Annotated in this window: 13 protein-coding genes and 1 pseudogene; 8 read left to right on the top strand and 6 right to left on the bottom strand. The window is 65.6% G+C overall.

Annotated features, from left to right (window positions below; translation table 11 throughout):
* The first annotated feature begins 36 nt into the window (after positions 1–36).
* Positions 37–708 carry a ligase-associated DNA damage response endonuclease PdeM gene (pdeM, locus tag IVA91_RS11745; RefSeq protein WP_247281784.1) on the top strand — a complete coding sequence of 224 codons (672 nt, stop codon included), beginning with the start codon at positions 37–39 and terminating at the stop codon, positions 706–708.
* On the opposite strand, the gene IVA91_RS11740 is transcribed toward pdeM, so the two are convergent.
* Positions 705–1,568 (bottom strand): LysR substrate-binding domain-containing protein, encoded by an 864-nt coding sequence (locus IVA91_RS11740; protein ID WP_247281783.1) that lies wholly within the window; start codon positions 1,566–1,568, stop codon positions 705–707. The two genes, pdeM and IVA91_RS11740, sit on opposite strands and share 4 nt — an antisense overlap.
* A gap of 95 nt (positions 1,569–1,663) precedes the next feature.
* Between IVA91_RS11740 and IVA91_RS11735 the strand changes: the two genes are divergently transcribed.
* Both IVA91_RS11735 and IVA91_RS11730 read left to right on the top strand, forming a co-directional pair.
* Entirely contained in the window at positions 1,664–2,575 is a 912-nt protein-coding gene (locus tag IVA91_RS11735; protein WP_247281782.1) for a DMT family transporter, read from the top strand.
* A 12-nt stretch (positions 2,576–2,587) separates the two neighbouring features.
* Complete coding sequence (locus IVA91_RS11730; protein WP_247281781.1) at positions 2,588–3,361, top strand: MBL fold metallo-hydrolase; 774 nt, start codon at positions 2,588–2,590, stop codon at positions 3,359–3,361.
* A gap of 109 nt (positions 3,362–3,470) precedes the next feature.
* Here IVA91_RS11730 and IVA91_RS11725 read toward each other — a convergent pair whose 3' ends face one another.
* From IVA91_RS11725 to IVA91_RS11710, 4 genes are all read right to left on the bottom strand, one after another.
* A complete protein-coding gene (locus tag IVA91_RS11725; RefSeq protein ID WP_247281780.1) occupies positions 3,471–4,241 on the bottom strand; it encodes a TIGR02186 family protein in 771 nt (256 codons plus the stop codon).
* Complete coding sequence (locus IVA91_RS11720) at positions 4,238–5,155, bottom strand: sulfite exporter TauE/SafE family protein (RefSeq protein WP_247281779.1); 918 nt, start codon at positions 5,153–5,155, stop codon at positions 4,238–4,240. The genes IVA91_RS11725 and IVA91_RS11720 overlap by 4 nt, the downstream gene beginning before the upstream one ends.
* Before the next feature lie 276 nt (positions 5,156–5,431).
* A complete protein-coding gene (locus IVA91_RS11715; protein WP_247281778.1) occupies positions 5,432–8,809 on the bottom strand; it encodes a tetratricopeptide repeat protein in 3,378 nt (1,125 codons plus the stop codon).
* Between the two features lie 346 nt (positions 8,810–9,155).
* Positions 9,156–9,743 (bottom strand): PadR family transcriptional regulator, encoded by a 588-nt coding sequence (locus tag IVA91_RS11710; protein WP_247281777.1) that lies wholly within the window; start codon positions 9,741–9,743, stop codon positions 9,156–9,158.
* 198 nt (positions 9,744–9,941) lie between these two features.
* Between IVA91_RS11710 and IVA91_RS11705 the strand changes: the two genes are divergently transcribed.
* The 4 genes and pseudogenes from IVA91_RS11705 to IVA91_RS11690 all read left to right on the top strand — a co-directional run bounded on the left by IVA91_RS11705 (position 9,942) and on the right by IVA91_RS11690 (position 15,857).
* On the top strand, positions 9,942–10,325 hold the full coding sequence (locus IVA91_RS11705) for a nuclear transport factor 2 family protein (RefSeq protein WP_247281776.1): 384 nt from the start codon (positions 9,942–9,944) through the stop codon (positions 10,323–10,325).
* Positions 10,326–10,438: 113 nt separating this feature from the next.
* Positions 10,439–12,229, top strand: a complete 1,791-nt coding sequence (locus IVA91_RS11700; protein WP_247281775.1) for an acyl-CoA dehydrogenase C-terminal domain-containing protein — start codon at positions 10,439–10,441, stop codon at positions 12,227–12,229.
* A 52-nt stretch (positions 12,230–12,281) separates the two neighbouring features.
* Positions 12,282–13,488 (top strand): annotated as a pseudogene (locus IVA91_RS11695) (acetyl-CoA C-acetyltransferase).
* Positions 13,489–13,643: 155 nt separating this feature from the next.
* On the top strand, positions 13,644–15,857 hold the full coding sequence (locus IVA91_RS11690; RefSeq protein WP_247281773.1) for an FAD-dependent oxidoreductase: 2,214 nt from the start codon (positions 13,644–13,646) through the stop codon (positions 15,855–15,857).
* A gap of 130 nt (positions 15,858–15,987) precedes the next feature.
* On the opposite strand, the gene gstA is transcribed toward IVA91_RS11690, so the two are convergent.
* Complete coding sequence (gstA, locus tag IVA91_RS11685; protein ID WP_247281772.1) at positions 15,988–16,602, bottom strand: glutathione transferase GstA; 615 nt, start codon at positions 16,600–16,602, stop codon at positions 15,988–15,990.
* Positions 16,603–16,728: 126 nt separating this feature from the next.
* Between gstA and IVA91_RS11680 the strand changes: the two genes are divergently transcribed.
* The gene (locus IVA91_RS11680) at positions 16,729–17,226 is read left to right on the top strand and encodes a MarR family winged helix-turn-helix transcriptional regulator (protein ID WP_247281771.1); all 498 of its coding nucleotides are present in this window, start codon (positions 16,729–16,731) and stop codon (positions 17,224–17,226) included.
* The last annotated feature ends 17 nt before the right edge of the window (positions 17,227–17,243 follow it).

The following is a 17,243-nucleotide window of genomic DNA, read 5'->3' as shown; positions in this document are numbered from 1 at the left end:
ACGGCAGGCGCGCAGGTTTCAGGAGATGTCGAGGACATGCGCGTTTCGAAGGTTACCATCAGCGGTGTGACGTTCGCGGCCGACCTCGCCGGTGCATTGTTCTGGGAAGAGCAGCGCCTGCTCGTCGTCTCCGACCTGCATCTGGAAAAAGCCTCCAGCTTCGCCACCCGCGGCGTGCTGCTGCCGCCCTACGACACGCTGGCGACGCTAAGCCGCCTTGCTGCTGTCATCTCCCGCCATGATCCACGCATCGTCATCGCGCTCGGCGACAGCTTTCACGACCGCACCGCGCATGAGCGTTTGTCGGCGGAAGATCGCGACGCTGTCGCCGCACTCCAGACCGGCCGCGACTGGATCTGGATCTCGGGCAATCACGATCCCATGCTGCCGCGTGATCTCGGCGGCACCGCCGCCGACGAAGTCTTGGTTGGCCCGATCGCCTTCCGCCACGAGCCGACCGGCGCAAGCGGCGAGATTGCCGGCCATCTGCATCCGAAGGCCCGCGTTTCCACGCGCGGCCGCTCGATGGAGCGCCGCTGCTTTGCCAGTGACGGGATGCGGGCCGTGATGCCGGCCTTCGGCGCCTATACTGGCGGCCTCAGCATCCGCGATGCCGCCTTCGCAAAGGTCTTTCCGACCAACGGCTTTGTCGCCCATCTGCTCGGCGACCGCCGCGTCCACGCGATCGCCGCGTCGCGGTGTTATTAGGCCGCCTTCGCCTGCACATCATCGCAGAACTCGGCGAGCCGATCGGCCAGCCGCAGCGTTGCGGGGCTGGCGCCGGGCGCGGCCATCAATGCCACCTCCGTGCGGTTGATCGGCGCAAAGCCATCCTTGGCGGTCAGCACGCGGTGGTCGGACTGGATGGCCATCTCCGACAGGATGCTCAGCCCCATGCCGGCGGCGACCGCGGCCTGGATGCCGGCGAGACTGGATGACGTGTAGGCGGTGTGCCAGGCGCGGCCCGCGCTTTCCAGCGCGTGAATGGCGCCGGCGCGATAGATGCAGCCGAGCGGAAACCCGATCAGCGGCACCGAGGGCACGTTGACGTCGACCGGATGGCTCTTGCTGGTGACCCAGTGCACCCGCTCGGGCCACACCGCGATGGCGTCCTTCGCGCCGGCCTCGCGCTTGTACAGCGCAAGATCGAGTTCGCCGCGTTCGAGATCACGGGCCAGATGCTTGCTCTGGTCGGCGCGGACGTCGAGCCGCAGGCGCGGATGCGAGCGCGAGAACGCACCGAGCAGTTTCGCCAGTCGGTATGCCGCGAAATCCTCGGGAATGCCGAGCCGGATCGCGCCTTCGCCCTCGGGCTGGCGCAGCACGTCGCGCGCCTCCTCGGCCAGCGAGAGCAGCCGCCGCGCATAGGACAGCAGCCGCTCGCCGGCCTCTGTGGGGCGGACATCTTTGCCGTCGCGGTGCAGCAGCGCCTGGCCGACGTCCTCCTCCAGCCGCTTGATCTGCTGGCTCACGGTCGACTGCGTGCGGTGAACGCGCTCGCCGGCGCGGGTGAAGCCGCCGGCCTCGATCACCGAGACGAAGCTGCGCAGCAGCTCGAGATCGAGCATCGCCGCCTCCATTCGAAAATCCACTGAATGGAAGTTAATCATTTAATTTCCAAATGGCAAGCTGCCTTCCTAGATCGAGGGCTCAGGAGAATGTCATGTCGCTCGCCCCATCGATCGCCGTCCCCCGCAGCCGTTTCAATCCGCTGCCGCTCTATATCGGCCTGTTCTGCCTGCTCTGGAGCTACGCCTTCATCGCCGGCAAGATCGGCGTCACCTATTGCCCGCCACTGATCCTGCTCGCCGCGCGCTTCTCGCTGGCCGGCGTTCTGATCCTGGGCGCGACCTGGATTCGAGGCGACGGCTGGTCCCTGTCCTGGCGCGACGCCGCGATCTTCGCCGTGCTCGGCATCGCCAACAACGCCCTCTATCTCGGGCTCGGCTATACCGGCCTGCAATCGGTCTCCGCGGGCCTCGGCGGGCTGATCGTCTCGGCCAATCCGGTGTTCACGGCTGCGCTTGCGGCGCTGCTGCTCGGCGAAGGCACGACCTGGCGCAAGGCGGCGGGCCTGCTGCTCGGCGTCATCGGTGTCACCTTCATCGTGTGGCACCGTTTGTCGGTCGGCACCGACAGCCTGCACGGCATCCTGTTCACGCTGGCCTCACTGGCCTCGATCGTAGCCGGCACCATCCTGTTCAAGCTGCTGGCGCCGAAGGGCTCGTTGTGGATCGGCAACGGCATCCAGAATCTCGCCGCCGGCATCGTGCTGGCGCCGGTCGCGCTCACCTTCGCCGACGTTCACGCGATCGTGGTCACCCCGAGCCTGATCGGCGCCTTTGCCTTCCTCGTGCTCGGCGGCTCGATCCTCGCCTACCTGCTCTGGTTTCATCTCCTGAAAGTGTGTGGCGCCACCGCCGCCAGCGCCTATCATTTCCTGATGCCGCCACTGGGCATGCTGTTCGCGTTTCTCGTGCTCGGCGAGCATGTCGAGGCCCGCGATTTGCTCGGGATCATTCCAGTCGCGCTCGGTATCTATCTGGTGACGCGTCCGGCAAAGCTCGTCTCGTAACAGGAGTTCATCATGCCCGTTTCCATCACCCTGATCGGCGGCCCCACTGCGCTGATCGAGATCGACGGCTTTCGCCTGCTCACCGACCCCACCTTCGACGCGCCCGGTGCCTATCAACTGCCGCATGTGAAGCTGGAGAAGACGATCGGACCTGCCGTCAGGCCTGACGCAATCGGTCCGATCGACGCCGTGTTGCTGAGCCACGATCAGCACTCCGACAATCTCGACAATTCCGGCCGGGAGCTTCTCGGCAAGGTCAAGCGCGTGCTGACGACCGAAGCCGGCGCAAAGCGCCTCGGCGGCCATGTCGAGGGCCTTGCGCCCTGGAGCGCCGCGCATCTCAGGGACGGCGACGGCAATGCGCTGACCATCACCGCGACGCCCGCGCGCCATGGCCCGGCCGGCATCGAGCCCTTGTCCGGCGACGTCATCGGCTTCGTGGTGTCGTCGAGCCGGAAGGACACGCGGCCGGTCTATATCAGCGGCGACACCACCTGGTTCGACGGCGTCGCCGAAGTCGCGCGCCGCTTCAAATGCGGTGTGGTGCTGCCCTTCGCAGGCGCGGCGCAAACGCGCGGGCCGTTCCATCTCACCATGGACACCAACGACACCATCGAGACCGCGCGTGCCTTTCCCGATGCGACGATCGTGCCGCTGCACACCGAAGGCTGGGCTCATTTCCGCCAGAGCAGCGAGGATCTGCGCAAGACCTTCGACGTGCTCGGCTTCGGGACGCGCTTGCGCCTGCTGGAGCCAGGCGTGCCGACGGTGATCGAGGCGCCGTGATGTCGCCACGTCGTCATTGCGAGGAGCCCTTGCGACGAAGCAATCCAGAATCCCTCCGCGACGGCAATCTGGATTGCTTCGCTTCGCTCGCAATGACGGAGTGTGTGGCTCAATCCTTCCGAAACACGATCGACGCCATCCAGCCCGTCATCAGCGCCATCGCTGCGGTGGCGAGGCCATAGAGAAGCCCATGTTGTCGCGCGCTGGTGGCGACGAACTGCTCCAAGCCGACCTTGACGATCTCGAACGCGGTCTCGGTCTTGCCGATGAACGCACCGCTCGCAAACAGCTTGATCTCCACCTCATAAGTGCCGATCGGCACCTCTGCCGGCAGCGGAATGCCGGTGCGGAACAGCGTCGGCGTCAGGAACGTCACCGCGCTCGCATCCTCCCGATAGAGCCCGTCCTGGGTGCGCAGGCGGATGAAGGCGGAGCGGAACGCATCGTTCGGCACCACGTCGGCATAGTCGCCGCTGACCCGCTGGGTCAGCAGCACGTTGTTGAGCCCGATCTGCTGCCGCCGCGCGATCTCGGGCGAGGTGATCACATCGAAGGGACGGTTGGCGAACAGCGCCAGATAGCTCGGCACCTCCAGGAATTGCCGGTAGTCGGTGTTGATCCAGATGCCGAAGGTGCGCTCCTTGCGCCGCGTCACCATGTCGGCGCGCGGGCCCAGCACGGTGACGACGAGATCGTAACTCGTGCGATCGGCCGGGGTCGTCGCATCCTTTTCGATCGAGCCGAACAGCACCAGCTCCTCGCCTGAATAATTCGGCGTCACGGTGACGCGGTGGTTGGAGACCGACACGATCAGCCGCTCGGCGCGCGCGCCGCCGACGAGCAGCAGGACGAGAAGCACTGCGACAAGCGCGCGCGTCATCCGCTCACTCCCAGCTCACGGATGGTGAAGAGGTCCGCAGGTTGGATCACCAGCTCGATCGCGAAGCGGATGCCGACCGAGAGGATCAAAAGGCCGAGCAGCAGCCGCAGCTGCTCGCCGCGGATCTTTTGGCCGGCGCGGGCGCCGAACTGCGCGCCTGTGACGCCGCCGACCATCAGGATCAGCGCCAGCACGGCGTCGACGAGGTGATTGGTCACCGCGTGCAGCATGGTCGCGAACAGCATCGTGACCAGGGTGAGGACCATCGAGGTGCCGATCACGGTCGAGGTCGGCACCCGCAACAGATAGATCATGATCGGCACCAGGATGAAGCCGCCGCCGATGCCCATGATGGCGCCGATGAAGCCGATCATGATGCCGACGACCACGACGGGAATCACCGAGAGGTAGATCTTCGAGCGCTTGAACCGCATCTTCAGCGGCAGGCCGTGGATCCAGTTGTGCGCGCGGCGCGGCGGCACCGCGCCGCGCCGGGTCCGCATAAGGGCGCGCAGGCCCTCGGAGAACATCAGGCTGCCGACGGTGCTGAGCAGCACGACGTAAGAGAGCGCGATCATCAAGTCGAGCTGGCCGAGCGCACGGAGCCGGGTGAAGGTCCAAACGCCGAGCGCCGTTCCGGTCACGCCGCCGCAGAGCAGGACGCTCGCAAGTGCCGGATCAATCGCGCGCCGCCGCCAATAGGACAGTGCGCCGGAAAAGGAGGAGGCCGCGATGTGGCTCGCGACCGAGGCGACCGCGACCGCCGGCGTGATGCCGATGAAGATCAGCAGCGGCGTCATCAGGAAGCCGCCACCGATCCCGAACATGCCGGACACGAAGCCGACCGCGGCGCCCATGGCGAGCACCAGGAAGACGTTGACCGGAAGATCGGCGATCGGAAGGTAGAGCTGCATTGAACCACGCGCCGGCGGGACAGATCGATTGCCGCGGAATGCTCGCGGGAAGGTCGGAACGATTGCCCCGCCCCTCCATAGCGGAATTCGCTGTCGGGAGGGATCGGGAAATTTGCGCGTGGTGAATGCGCGCAACAGCGGCATCCAAGCTCTTTCTCCTCACCCTGAGGAACCTGCGCAGCAGGCGTCTCGAAGGGCGAGGTCCGGATTTAGAGCCGGGCCTGCATGGTTCGAGACGCGCGCAAGAGCGCGCTCCTCACCATGAGGGGAAAGAGCTTAATGCGCCGCCGACGCCGACTTCTTGGTCGCGACCGGCTTCGGCGCCGGCTTGGCGCTCGCCTGCGGCGCGCTATCCCAGCCGCCGGCGGGCGTCGCGACATTGACGGCATCGTCGGGCTGCGGTTCGGCGCTGAAGGTCTGGATTGCGAGCTTGGCGGCGGCGAGCGATTGCGGGTCGAGACGTTTGGCGACGTCGTCGCGCTTGCCGGCCGCATCTGCGTCGCCCTGAGCGGCGGCCAGGCTGAACCATTTGTAGGATTCGGCGAGGTTCTGTTCGACGCCGATGCCGCGGGCATAGAGAATGCCGAGGTTGAACTGGCTGTCGGCAACGCCGCGGTCGGCCGCTTTGCGGAACCACAGCGCCGCGCTCTTGTAATTGGCGCCACGTCCGCCGCCATCGGCATCTAGCACCGCGAGATTGTGCATCGCCTTGGCGTTGCCGCGCTCGGCGGCCTGCGTGTAGTAGCGGCGGGCGATATCGGCGTCCTTCTTCACGCCAAGGCCCTTCTCGTAGAGCGTGCCGAGGCGGAAGGTCGCGGGCACCACGCCGGCCTGCGCCGCGCGGTCGTACCATTTGGCGGCTTCGTCGTAGTTCGCAGCCACGCCCTTTCCTTCCGCAAAGCGCACGCCGATCTCGTAGGCCGCGGTCGCATCGCCCTTCATCGCGGCGGTGCGCAGGCCCGGGCCGCCGATGCCGTCGGGCAGCTTCTCGCTCGGCGGCACCTGGATGAGGCCGAGCTTGCCGCGGCTCGTGCCCGACAGCGCGCCGGTGACGTCGCTGGAGACAGGCGGGGCCGCGGGAGGGACCGGCGGGATTTCGACCGAGGCCGAGCTGCCCGGATTGGCGGCGGGAGCCGGCGCGGCATTGTTCTGGGATTGTCGTCCGATCGGCGTCGGCGAGGTCATCGACGGTGTGACCTGTTCGGGCGTAGCGGGCTTGGTCTCGACCGGGGGCGGCGGGGCCAGCGGTGTGGGCTGGCCCGACGAATTCTCCATCGTTTGCGGCGCCGGCGGCGCGCTGCCGCCTTCGAGCAGGCCCATCGCCATCTTGAAGGTGCCGAGCACGATCACGACAACGCTCGCGCCGACCAGCAGCGAGCGGATCTTCGACGTGATGGTCGAGCCGCCGTCCTTGTCCTTGGAGCGATCGGCCCCCGCCTTGGCGGCGCGGCCGGTCTTTTCCGGCTGCGCGGCGGCGGCCTGGGCGGCGCGGCGCGCGGCGGCGATGAAGCTGGACGACGACACCGGCTCTTTCGGAGCGGTGGGAATTCCGCTGATTGCGCTCTCGGAGGCGGCGATGCGCTCCGACGGCGTGGCGACGCGTCCACCCGGCCGTGTGCCCGGCTCGAGCGGATGATCCGGCGGCAATTCCGGCGCGAGTGCAGCGCGCGCGGGCACGGTGTGCGGCTCCAGGATTTCGCTGATCGCACGCGGCGGAACGGGCGGTGCCGACGGCACCGGCGGCGGCGCGGCATGGAATTCGCGCGGCGCGGCGGCGAAGGCGGCCTGCGCTGCCTGCGCTGCGGCGGGGTTCGGCAGCTCCGGCTTCGGATCGTATTTCGGCTGCTGCGGCGGCCGCGGCTCGCGCGCCATCGGAGCGGGCTCCATCGGAGCGGCCTCCATCGGAGCGGCCATAGGCATCAGCGGTGCCGGCGGCGCGGTGCGCACGGCGCGCAGATCGCCCTCGATCATGGAGAGGCGGTCGACGACATGACCGAGCGTGTTGTGAACGGCTTCGAGCGAATCCTGCGTATTCCGGTTGGTCTCGGCCTGGCTGAAGCGGATGTCGGAGAGCTCGCGCTTGACGAGATCGACCACGCCGGAATCGGGCGGCGGCGAATTGCGGCTCTCGGCCAGCGCGGAATAGGTCGCCTGCTGCCGCTCCAGGTGCCTCAGGATGTCGTGCAGCCCGTCCTCGACGCGGCTCAGGTTGCCGCTGCGTGGATCGGAGGCGGCCTCGATCCGCTCCAGCAGATAGGAGACACGCTGCTCGAGATGGGCGAAGGTCGAGGCCGAGTCGTTGCCGACCTGCATGCGATCGAAGCGGTCCGACAGCGCACGGATCGCAGCTTCCAGATGCTCGGTGCTCTCGGACGGCTGCGCCCGCTCGCGGGTTTCCAGCGCCGCGGTGAGCGCCGCGATGCGCTGCTCCAGCACCGCAAAGCTGTCGCTCGGGCCGGTGGCGCGGGTGATCTGGTCGACCTTGGAGGACAGCAGCTGCACGTCTTCGGACAGACGCGCCAGCGCTTCGTTGGAGGCGACGTTGGAGACGATGCTGCGCAACGCCGAGATCGCGTCTTCGAGCTGGCGCACTGTCGAGGGATCGTCATTGGCGCGCAGGATCAGATCGAGCTTGGCGCCGAGATTGCGGATCGCCTCGTCATAGCCGGTGAGCTGCTCGGCCGGCGTCAGCGTGCGCAGCACCTGCTTGATGTCGGATAGCGCGCGCTCGATGCCTGACAGGACCTGGCCGTCGGTGCCGTTGGAGCGGGTCTCGTCGATGCGACGGTGCAGCGAGCGGATCTCGTTCTCGATCGATTCGATCGCGCGCCGCGGCATCGCCTCGGTGATGGCGTGACGGATCTCGGCAAGCTCGCTGCGGAAGGCGGTGACCGCCTGCTCGGTATTGTCAGGGCGCTGGAGCGACTCGATCTGGCTCGTGATCTTGAGCAGATGGCGCTCGAGCGAGGAGAAATCCGGCCCCGACGGTTGGGGCGGCGGCGCGTAGGCGGGGGCGGGTGGCGCCGCCATCGGCGCGATCGGCAGCGCGGCGCGCGGCGGCATCGGCCGCGGTGCAAAGCCGTCGAGCTCGCTTTGCCGCGCCGTGATCTCGGCGACCGCGACGTCGAACGACGCCGGGCTCAGGGGAGGCGAGCTGCGATAGATCTGGGCTGCCGCGCGCTCGACCGCATCGGCCTGGCGCTGGCGCGTCTCGACCGGTGACGGTGGCGGCCGCTGGGTCTGAGGCTGCTGCTGCGGCTTCGAGATTTGCGAGAGCCGTGCATCGAGCCGCGAGATCGCATCATTGAGCTGGCGCGCGACGCCCTGCTCGCGCGAGATGTCCTGCCGCGAAGGGTCCTGGCGCTGGGTGGGCTTTGAAATCCGTTCGATCTGCTGGGTGATCGCGTCGAGCCGCTGGTGGATGTCGGCGACTTCGCGGCTTTCCTGGCTCGGTCCGTGCGCCTGGCTCGGTCCTTGCGGAATGTGCTGCGAACGCTGCTCGTAAGGTGCGCGAAAGTTCGGCGCGGCAGTCTCGCCGAGCGTGGAGTTCAGCCAATCGTTGAGTGACATGCCGGCTCTGCGCGCAGCAGCTTCGGCCCGCTCCCGGACGGATGGATCGATGCCGTCAACACTCCACGATACGCGCGAATTCATGACTCTGTCCGGTTCCGACTCCGGCGCCCCACCCGGCGCCTCCAGCCTCCCCTCGCGTGCCGGTTGCAAACACAACCGAATTTGGCGCGGGTCGTCTGCCTCGAAAACCGACTTTTTCCTGTTACGGTAAATAACGGGTTAAGGAATGCGGCACCGCTGTCTTAAAGTTGGGCGGGGGAGCTCAGCCACGAACGAGGTGCGCTCCCTCCCCCGCTTGCGGGGGAGGGCTGGGGAGAGGGTGCTTCAACAACGAAGACTCCCAAAGAGGAGAAAGCCCTCACCCGGCGCTACGCGCCGACCTCTCCCGCAAGCTTGCGGGAGAGGTGACCGGCACTGCCTATGCGTCTCAGCCCTTCGCCCGCTTCCCCTCCTCCAGCGGCACTACGCTGGCCTTGCCGCTCATTGCCGACAGCGCGTCCAGCGCCTCCTCGCAGAAATCGGCCACCATCTGCTCGTGCCGGGCGCCGAGCTGAAGCAGGAGCAGATTGCCGAGGTCGAGCCGGCCTTCCGCCGTTCCCTCCGGAAAACGCTTCTTCAGGATGCGCTCGTAATTGGCGTGGCGGTCGCGGTGATGCTCCAGGCGGGCCATCAGATCAGTGCGTATGGGCTCGATGTCGATGCTGTCGAGCGCATGCAGCCGCACCAGGAGGTCGTCCTTGATCGAGGGCGGCGTGCTGGGCCGCGCGGCCCAGTGCCGCAGTGCTGTTCGGCCCTCGGGAGTAAGCGTATAGATCAGTTTATTGGGCTTGCCAGACTGCACGACCTCGCGGCCCTGGATGTAGCCGCGGTCGCGCAGCTTGGAGAGTTCGCGGTAGATCTGCTGGTGGTCGGCCTTCCAGAAGAAGCCGATCGATGAATCGAACGTCTTGGCGAGCTCGTAGCCCGTCATCGGACGTTCCGTCAGGCAAGCGAGGATTGCGTCGCCCAGTGCCATGACCGGCCTCCCTTCGCGAATTTGACCGACTTACTTGACTTTATGCGCATCGGCGCATATGCGTCAATGTGCATATGAGGCAGCTTGCGCACGGGGCTAAAGACCCCGACGGAAAATCCAGCGGAATCAACCTCCTCGCTACTGTGCATGGGGTTGTTTTTGTCCTTTTTGCCCTTGCCCTTAGGGAGGCACCCGAGAATGACCGGTCTCGATTCCTGGTACGCCTACATGAAGTCTCACGACCGCGCCGCGCTCTGGGACCTTCTGCACCCGGATGCCGTGTTCGAAAGCCCCGTCGTGCATTCGCCGCAGCGCGGGCGCGACATCACCTTCAAATACCTCTCCAGCGCCGAGAAGGTGCTCGGCGGCCCGGGCTTCACCTATGTCGGTGAATGGCGCAGCGACACTGGCGCCGTGCTCGAATTCAAGAACGTCATCGACGGCATCGAGATCAACGGTGTCGACATCATCAGTTTCGACAGCGACGGACGCATTACCCGTTTCAAGGTGATGGTGCGTCCGCTCAAGGCGATCAACATGCTGCACCGCCTGATGGCGGAGCAGTTGGCCGCCCAATCATGACACTGCCCTGAGGTTGCGGAAGCCGCTAAGCTCGCGACTGCGCCGCAGGGACTTCACGAGAATTCCACCACTTCAAGGCTCAACCAAGTCGAGGCCCGTGCCGGGAGAACGCCATGCCGATCTATAAAGCCCCCGTCGACGATGTGAACTTCCTGCTCAACGACGTCTTCCAGATCGATCGCTACGACAATCTGCCGGGCTTCTCGGATGCGTCCAGCGACGTGCGCGAGGCGATCCTCGGCGAGGCCGCCAAGCTCGCTGAAGAGGTGCTCCAGCCGCTCAACCGTATCGGCGATCTCGAAGGCTGCAAGCGTGCCGATGACGGCAGCGTCACCACGCCGAAGGGGTTCAAGGAGGCGTTCAAGCAGGTCGCCGAGGGCGGCTGGCTTGGTCTGTCGGCGCCGACCGAATATGGCGGGCAGGGGCTGCCGGTGACGCTCTCCCAGGCGATCAATGAATTCCAGATCTCCGCCAACATGGCGTTCTCGATGTATGGCGGCCTCACCATGGGCGCGACCGCGGCATTGCTGGTGCACGGCACGCCCGAGCAGAAGCAGACCTACGTGCCGAAGATGGTCGCCGGCGAATGGACCGGCACCATGAACCTGACCGAGCCGCATTGTGGCACCGATCTCGGCATGCTCCGCACCAAGGCGGTGCGCCAGGCCGACGGCAGCTTCAAGATATCAGGCACCAAGATCTTCATCTCGGCCGGCGAGCATGACCTCGCCTCCAACATCATCCACCTCGTGCTCGCCCGCATCGAGGGCGCGCCCGCCGGCATCAAGGGCGTGTCGCTGTTCGTGGTGCCGAAATTCCTGGTCAACGCCGATGGTTCGGTCGGGCAGCGCAATAGCGTCGTCTGCGGCTCAATCGAGCACAAGATGGGCATCCACGGCAATTCCACCTGCGTGATGAACTACGACAACGCCACCGGCTGGCTGATCGGCGAAGAGAACAAGGGTATGCAGGGCATGTTCGTGATGATGAACGAGGCTCGCCTCGGCGTCGCCGTGCAGGGCCTCGCGCAATCCGAGGTCGCCTATCAGAACGCGGTTGCCTATGCCCGCGAGCGCATCCAGGGCCGCGCGCTGACAGGCGCCAAGGCCCCGGACAAGCCGGCCGATCCGATCATCGTTCATCCCGACGTGCGCCGCACGCTGCTCTCGATCCGCGCCTTCAACGAGGCCGCGCGCGCCTTCGTGATCTGGACCGCGCTGAAGAGCGACGTCGCGCATCGCTCGGAGGATCCCAGGGACCGCCAGGCCGCCGACGACCACATGGGCCTGATGACGCCGGTGCTGAAGGGCTTCCTTACCGATTACGGCTTTGCCAATGCGGTGCACGCGCAGCAGATGTATGGCGGCCACGGCTACATCGCCGAGCAGGGCATGGAGCAGTTCGTGCGCGATGCCCGCATCGCGATGATTTATGAAGGTGCCAACGGCATCCAGGCGCTCGACCTCGTCGGCCGCAAGCTGCCGCGGGACGGCGGCCGCGCCATTATGGCCTTCTTCGGCGAGGTCATGGCCTTCGCCAAGGAGAACGGCGGCGACGAGGCGCTAAAACCGTTCATCGCTCCGCTCTCGACCTCACTCGGCCATCTCCAGCAGGCCACCACCTGGCTGATGCAGAACGCGATGGCGAAGCCGGACAATGCCGGCGCCGCCGCAACCGATTACCTGCATCTCTTCGGCTTCGTCGCGCTCGGCTACATGTGGGCGAAGATGGCGAAGGTGACGCTAGGGAAGATTGCCGAGAGCGGGGCCACGCCCTATCTCTCGACCAAGCTCGTCACCGGCCGCTTCTTCATGGAGCGGATGCTGCCGGAGACCGCGGCCAATCTCGCGCGCATCCAGGCCGGCTGCGCCACCATCATGGAACTGCCGGCGGAAGCGTTCTGACCTGCTTCCGCCGCCTGCTCCCAATCGTTGAACATCACATCAGGAGGGCGTCATGCCTGAGGCATTCATCTACGACCACGTTCGCACCCCGCGCGGCCGCGGCAAGGCGGACGGCGCGCTGCACGAAGTCACGGCGCTGGCGCTCGCGACCGTGCCACTGAAGGCGCTGAAGGACCGCAACAACCTGCCCGAGGACTCGGTCGATGACGTCGTGCTCGGCGTGGTCGATCCGGTGGGCGAAGCGGGCAGCGACATCGCGCGCTTCGCAGCGCTGAAGGCGGGTCTCGGCCAAGCCGTGCCCGGCGTGCAGATCAGCCGCTTCTGTGCCTCAGGTCTCGACGCCGTGAACTTTGCCGCCGCCCAGGTGATGAGCGGCCAGCATGAGCTGGTGATCGGTGGCGGCGCTGAATCCATGAGCCGCGTTGGCATCGGCGCCTCCGGTGGCGCCTGGCCGATGGATCCCTCAATGGCGGTGCCGGCCTATTTCATGCCGCAGGGGGTCTCGGCCGATTTGATCGCCACCAAATATGGTTTCTCGCGCGACGACGTCGATGCCTACGCGGTGCAAAGCCAGCAGCGCGCGGCCAAGGCGTGGGACGAGGGCCGCTTCGATAAGTCGGTGGTGCCGGTGAAGGACATCAATGGCCTCACCATCCTCGCCAAGGACGAGCACATGCGGCCCTCGACGACGATGCAGTCGCTGGCCCAGCTGCAGCCGTCGTTCACGATGGTGGCGCAGATGGGCGGCTTCGACGGCGTCGCGGTGCAGTCGCATCCGGAGATCGAGCGCGTCAACTACGTGCACCACGCTGGCAACTCCTCGGGTATCGTCGACGGCGCCGGCGCCGTTCTGCTCGGCAGCAAGGAGGCAGGCGCGAAATACGGCCTGAAGCCGCGTGCCAAGATCCGTGCCTTCCAATATCGGCTCCGAGCCGGCGATGATGCTGACCGGTCCAGTCGACGTCACCGAAAAACTGTTCGCGCGCTCCGGCATGAAGAAGTCCGACATCGACCTGTTCGAGCTCAACGAGGCCTTCGCCTCCGTCGTGCTGCGCTACATCCAGGCCTTCGACATCGACAATGCCAAGATCAACGTCAATGGCGGCGCGATCGCGCTCGGCCATCCGCTTGGTGCGACCGGCGCGATGATTCTCGGCACCGTGCTCGACGAGCTCGAGCGCACCAACAAGTCCACCGCGCTGGTGACGCTGTGCATCGGCGGCGGCATGGGCACCGCAACCATCATCGAGCGCGTGTAACGCGTTGCTGTAGGGTGGGCAAAGCGAAGCGTGCCCACCACTGCGCTTCGAAAATGATGGTGGGCACGGCGCAGGAGCGCCTTTGCCCGCCCTACGAGATCTCAAGTCAACCGCCAGCGCCTGAGATCGGCGGCCGGCACCGAGGAGCAACCAAAATGTCGTACAAGAACTTCAAGCTTGAGACCGATTCCGATGGCATCGTGCTCGTCACCTGGGACATCCCGGGCCGTTCGATGAACGTGCTCGACGAGACCTCGACCAATGAGCTCGACGCGATCGTCAAGGCGACCACGGCTGATGCCGCGGTGAAGGGCGTCGTCATCACCTCAGCGAAAGAAGCATTCTGCGCCGGCGCAGATCTCTCGATGCTCGAAGGCATGAACCAGGCCTACGCGAAGGTCTTGAAGGAGCAGGGCGAGACCGCGGCGAACCAGATGCTGTTCGAGCAGAGCCGGCGCTTCTCGCAGGTCCTGCGTTCGATCGAGACCTCCGGCAAGCCCTGGGCGGCGGCGATCAACGGCCTCGCGCTCGGTGGCGGTTTTGAGATCACGCTGTGCTGCCATTATCGCGTTGCCGCAGAGAACCCCAAGACTCGTCTCGGCCTGCCCGAGGTCAAGGTTGGCCTGTTCCCCGGCGCTGGCGGCACGCAGCGCGTGCCGCGTCTGGTGCCGCCGCAGGACGCGATGACGATCCTGCTCAAGGGCGATCCCGTCACGATCGAGAAGGCGAAGGCGCTGAACCTGATCCACGCCATCGTTCCCGCTGCCGACCTCATCAAGGCGGCCAAGGACTGGATCAAGGGCGGTGGCAAGGCGGTCGCACCCTGGGACGAGAAGAGTTTCAAGCTGCCCGGCGGTCCGGTGTTCTCAAAGGCCGGCATGATGATGTTCCCGGCCGGCAACGCAATCTATCGGCGCGAGACCTACGACAATTATCCGGCCGCGCGCGCGATCATGAGCTGCGTCTATGAAGGCCTGCAGCTGCCGATCGACGCCGCCTTGCGCGTCGAGTCGCGCTATTTCACCTCGGTGCTGCGCTCAAAGGAGGCGGCCGCGATGATCCGCAGCCTGTTCCTGTCGATGCAAGAGCTCAATAAGGGCGCACGCCGTCCGAAGCACGTGCCGCCGACCAAGGTGAAGAAGATTGCCGTGATCGGCGCCGGCTTCATGGGCGCGAGCGTCGGCTACGTCTCGGCTCGTGCCGGTCTCGACGTCGTCCTGATCGATCGCGACCAGGAGAGCGCCGACAAGGGCAAGGCGCATGCGCAGAAGGTGATCGAGGAGCAGATCAAGAAGGGCCGCGCCAAGCCGGGCGATGCCGAGGCGCTGCTCGCCCGCATCACCGCGACGGCGGACTATGCCGCGCTGAAGGATGTCGACCTCGTCATCGAGGCTGTGTTCGAGGACCGCAACGTCAAGGCGGAGACCTTTGCCAGGGCGCAGGAGTACCTAAAGTCCGACGTGATCTTCGCGTCCAACACCTCGACGCTGCCGATCACCTCGCTGGCCGAGAGCTTCAAGGACCAGGGCAAGTTCGTCGGCATCCACTTCTTCTCTCCGGTCGAGAAGATGATGCTGGTCGAGATCATCCTGGGCAAGAACACCGGCGATGTCGCGCTTGCGACCGCGATGGATTACGTCCGGCAGATCGGCAAGACGCCGATCGTGGTCAACGACTCCAGAGGCTTCTTCGCCAACCGCTGCGTCGGCCGCTACGTCGCCGAGGGCAACGAGATGTTCCTGGAAGGCGTGCCGCCGGCAATGATCGAGAACTGCGCCAAGATGGCCGGCATGCCGGTCGGCCCGCTCTCGCTGTCGGATGAAGTCGCGCTCGACCTCGGTCTCAAGATCATGAAGGCGACGGAAGCCGATCTCGGTCCCAACGCCATCAATCCCGAGCAGAAGAAGCTGATGGTCGAGATGGTCGAGAAGCAGGGCCGGCTTGGCCGCAAGAACAGCAAGGGCTTCTACGACTATCCCGAGAAGGGCAAAGGCCAGAAGAGCCTGTGGCCGGGTCTCTCGGCCTTGCAGCCGAAGCAGCTTGACCCTGACACGCTCGACATCGAGGAGCTGAAGCAGCGCTTCCTGGTGGTGCAGGCGGTGGAAGCCGCTCGCACGGTCGAGGATCACGTCATCACCGATCCGCGCGAGGCCGATGTCGGCTCGATCCTCGGCTTCGGCTTCGCGCCGTTCACCGGCGGTACGCTGTCCTACATCGATTTCATGGGTACGAAGAAGTTCGTCGAACTCTGCCACAAGCTCGAGGCCAAATACGGCTCACGCTTCACGCCGCCGAAATTGCTCGAGGAGATGGCCGCAAAGGGCGAAACCTTCTACGGCCGCTTCGCGCCGAACAAGGCGGCGGCCTGACGGAACCCGTCATTCCGGACAGTCCGCAACGCGGACTGATCCGGAATCTCGATGGGCTTTGCTCGGTCATGCAACAACTGCGAGCTACCGGGTCCGCCGCGTCGCGGCGCCCCGGAATGACGAAGAACAATCACTTCGCCTGAAGCAGCCCTTCCTTCCTCAGCGCTTCCTGCACCTGCGGCCGCGCCGCGACGCGGGCCTTGTAGGCGGTCAGGTTAGGCATCGCCGAGAGGTCGAACTTCATGCGGTCGGCCCAGGTCAGCATCGTGAACAGATAGCCGTCGGCGACCGTGAACTGCTTGCCCATGAGGTAGTCGCGGCCGGCGAGCTGGCTGTCGACATATTTCAGCTTGCCCATGACGCGGTCCTTGAAGAAGGCCTTGGCCTCGTCGTTCAGCGCCGGGGCGAACAGGGGGCCAAAGCTCTTGTGCACCTCCGAGGTGAGGAAGTTGAGCCATTCGAGCAGCTTGTAGCGCTCGGAACTGTCGCGGGCGGGGGCCAGCGCCTTGCTTGATGCCCGATCGGCGATCATCTGGACAATCACCGGGCCTTCGGTCACGATCTCACCGCTGTCGAGGCCTAGCGCAGGGACCTGGCCCTTGGGGTTCAGCTTCAGATAATCCTCACCATTTTCGAGCTTCTTGGCCCGGATATCGACCTTGACCAGCTCATAGGGCAGGCCGGCTTCCAGAAGCGCGATGTGGGGGGACAGGGAGCAGGCGCCGGGCGAATAATACAGCTTCATGGAATTTCCTCCTCATGACGCTTGGTTGGAGCGAAAGAACGACTACATGCGCTTGCATGAAATAGTCAAGATTGATGCAGGTGCATCGAATGAGGTAAAGAGCGGGCGACGAGCTTGAGCGGGACCATGAAACGCAAACCATCGACCGAGGCAACTTCGGCCTGGATCCGCCTGATGCGGGTGCAGAGCCGCGTGCTCGATTGCGTCGAGCAGGATCTGAAAAAGGCCGGGTTCCCGCCGCTCGCCTGGTATGACGCGCTGCTCGAACTGTCCCGCGCCCCCTCTGGCGAGTTGCGGCCGGTGGAGCTCGAACGCCAGATGTTGATCCCGCAATACTCGACCTCGCGGCTGATCGACCGCCTGGTCGACGAAGGTCTCGCCTTGCGGCGCGAATGCAAGATCGACAAGCGTGGCCAGTTCGTCGAGATCACGGAAGCCGGCCGCGAGTTGCAGAAGCGGATGTGGGGCGCCTATTCGGCCGCGATCGAGAAATATGTCGGTTCGAAACTATCGGATGCCGACGCCGTCAAGCTCAGCGGTCTGCTCGATCGCCTCGGCTGCTCGTGCGGCGAGATGAAACTGCCGCCCGCCGCAAACGCCAACGAAAGCACACCGTCGCGATGATCGCGCGGCAAACCAGC

This window comes from Bradyrhizobium sp. 153, from assembly GCF_023073835.1.
Taxonomy (GTDB): Bacteria; Pseudomonadota; Alphaproteobacteria; order Rhizobiales; family Xanthobacteraceae; genus Bradyrhizobium.
The sequence above is the reverse complement of the archived record's forward strand: the minus strand, read 5'-3'. Positions and strand labels throughout refer to the sequence as shown.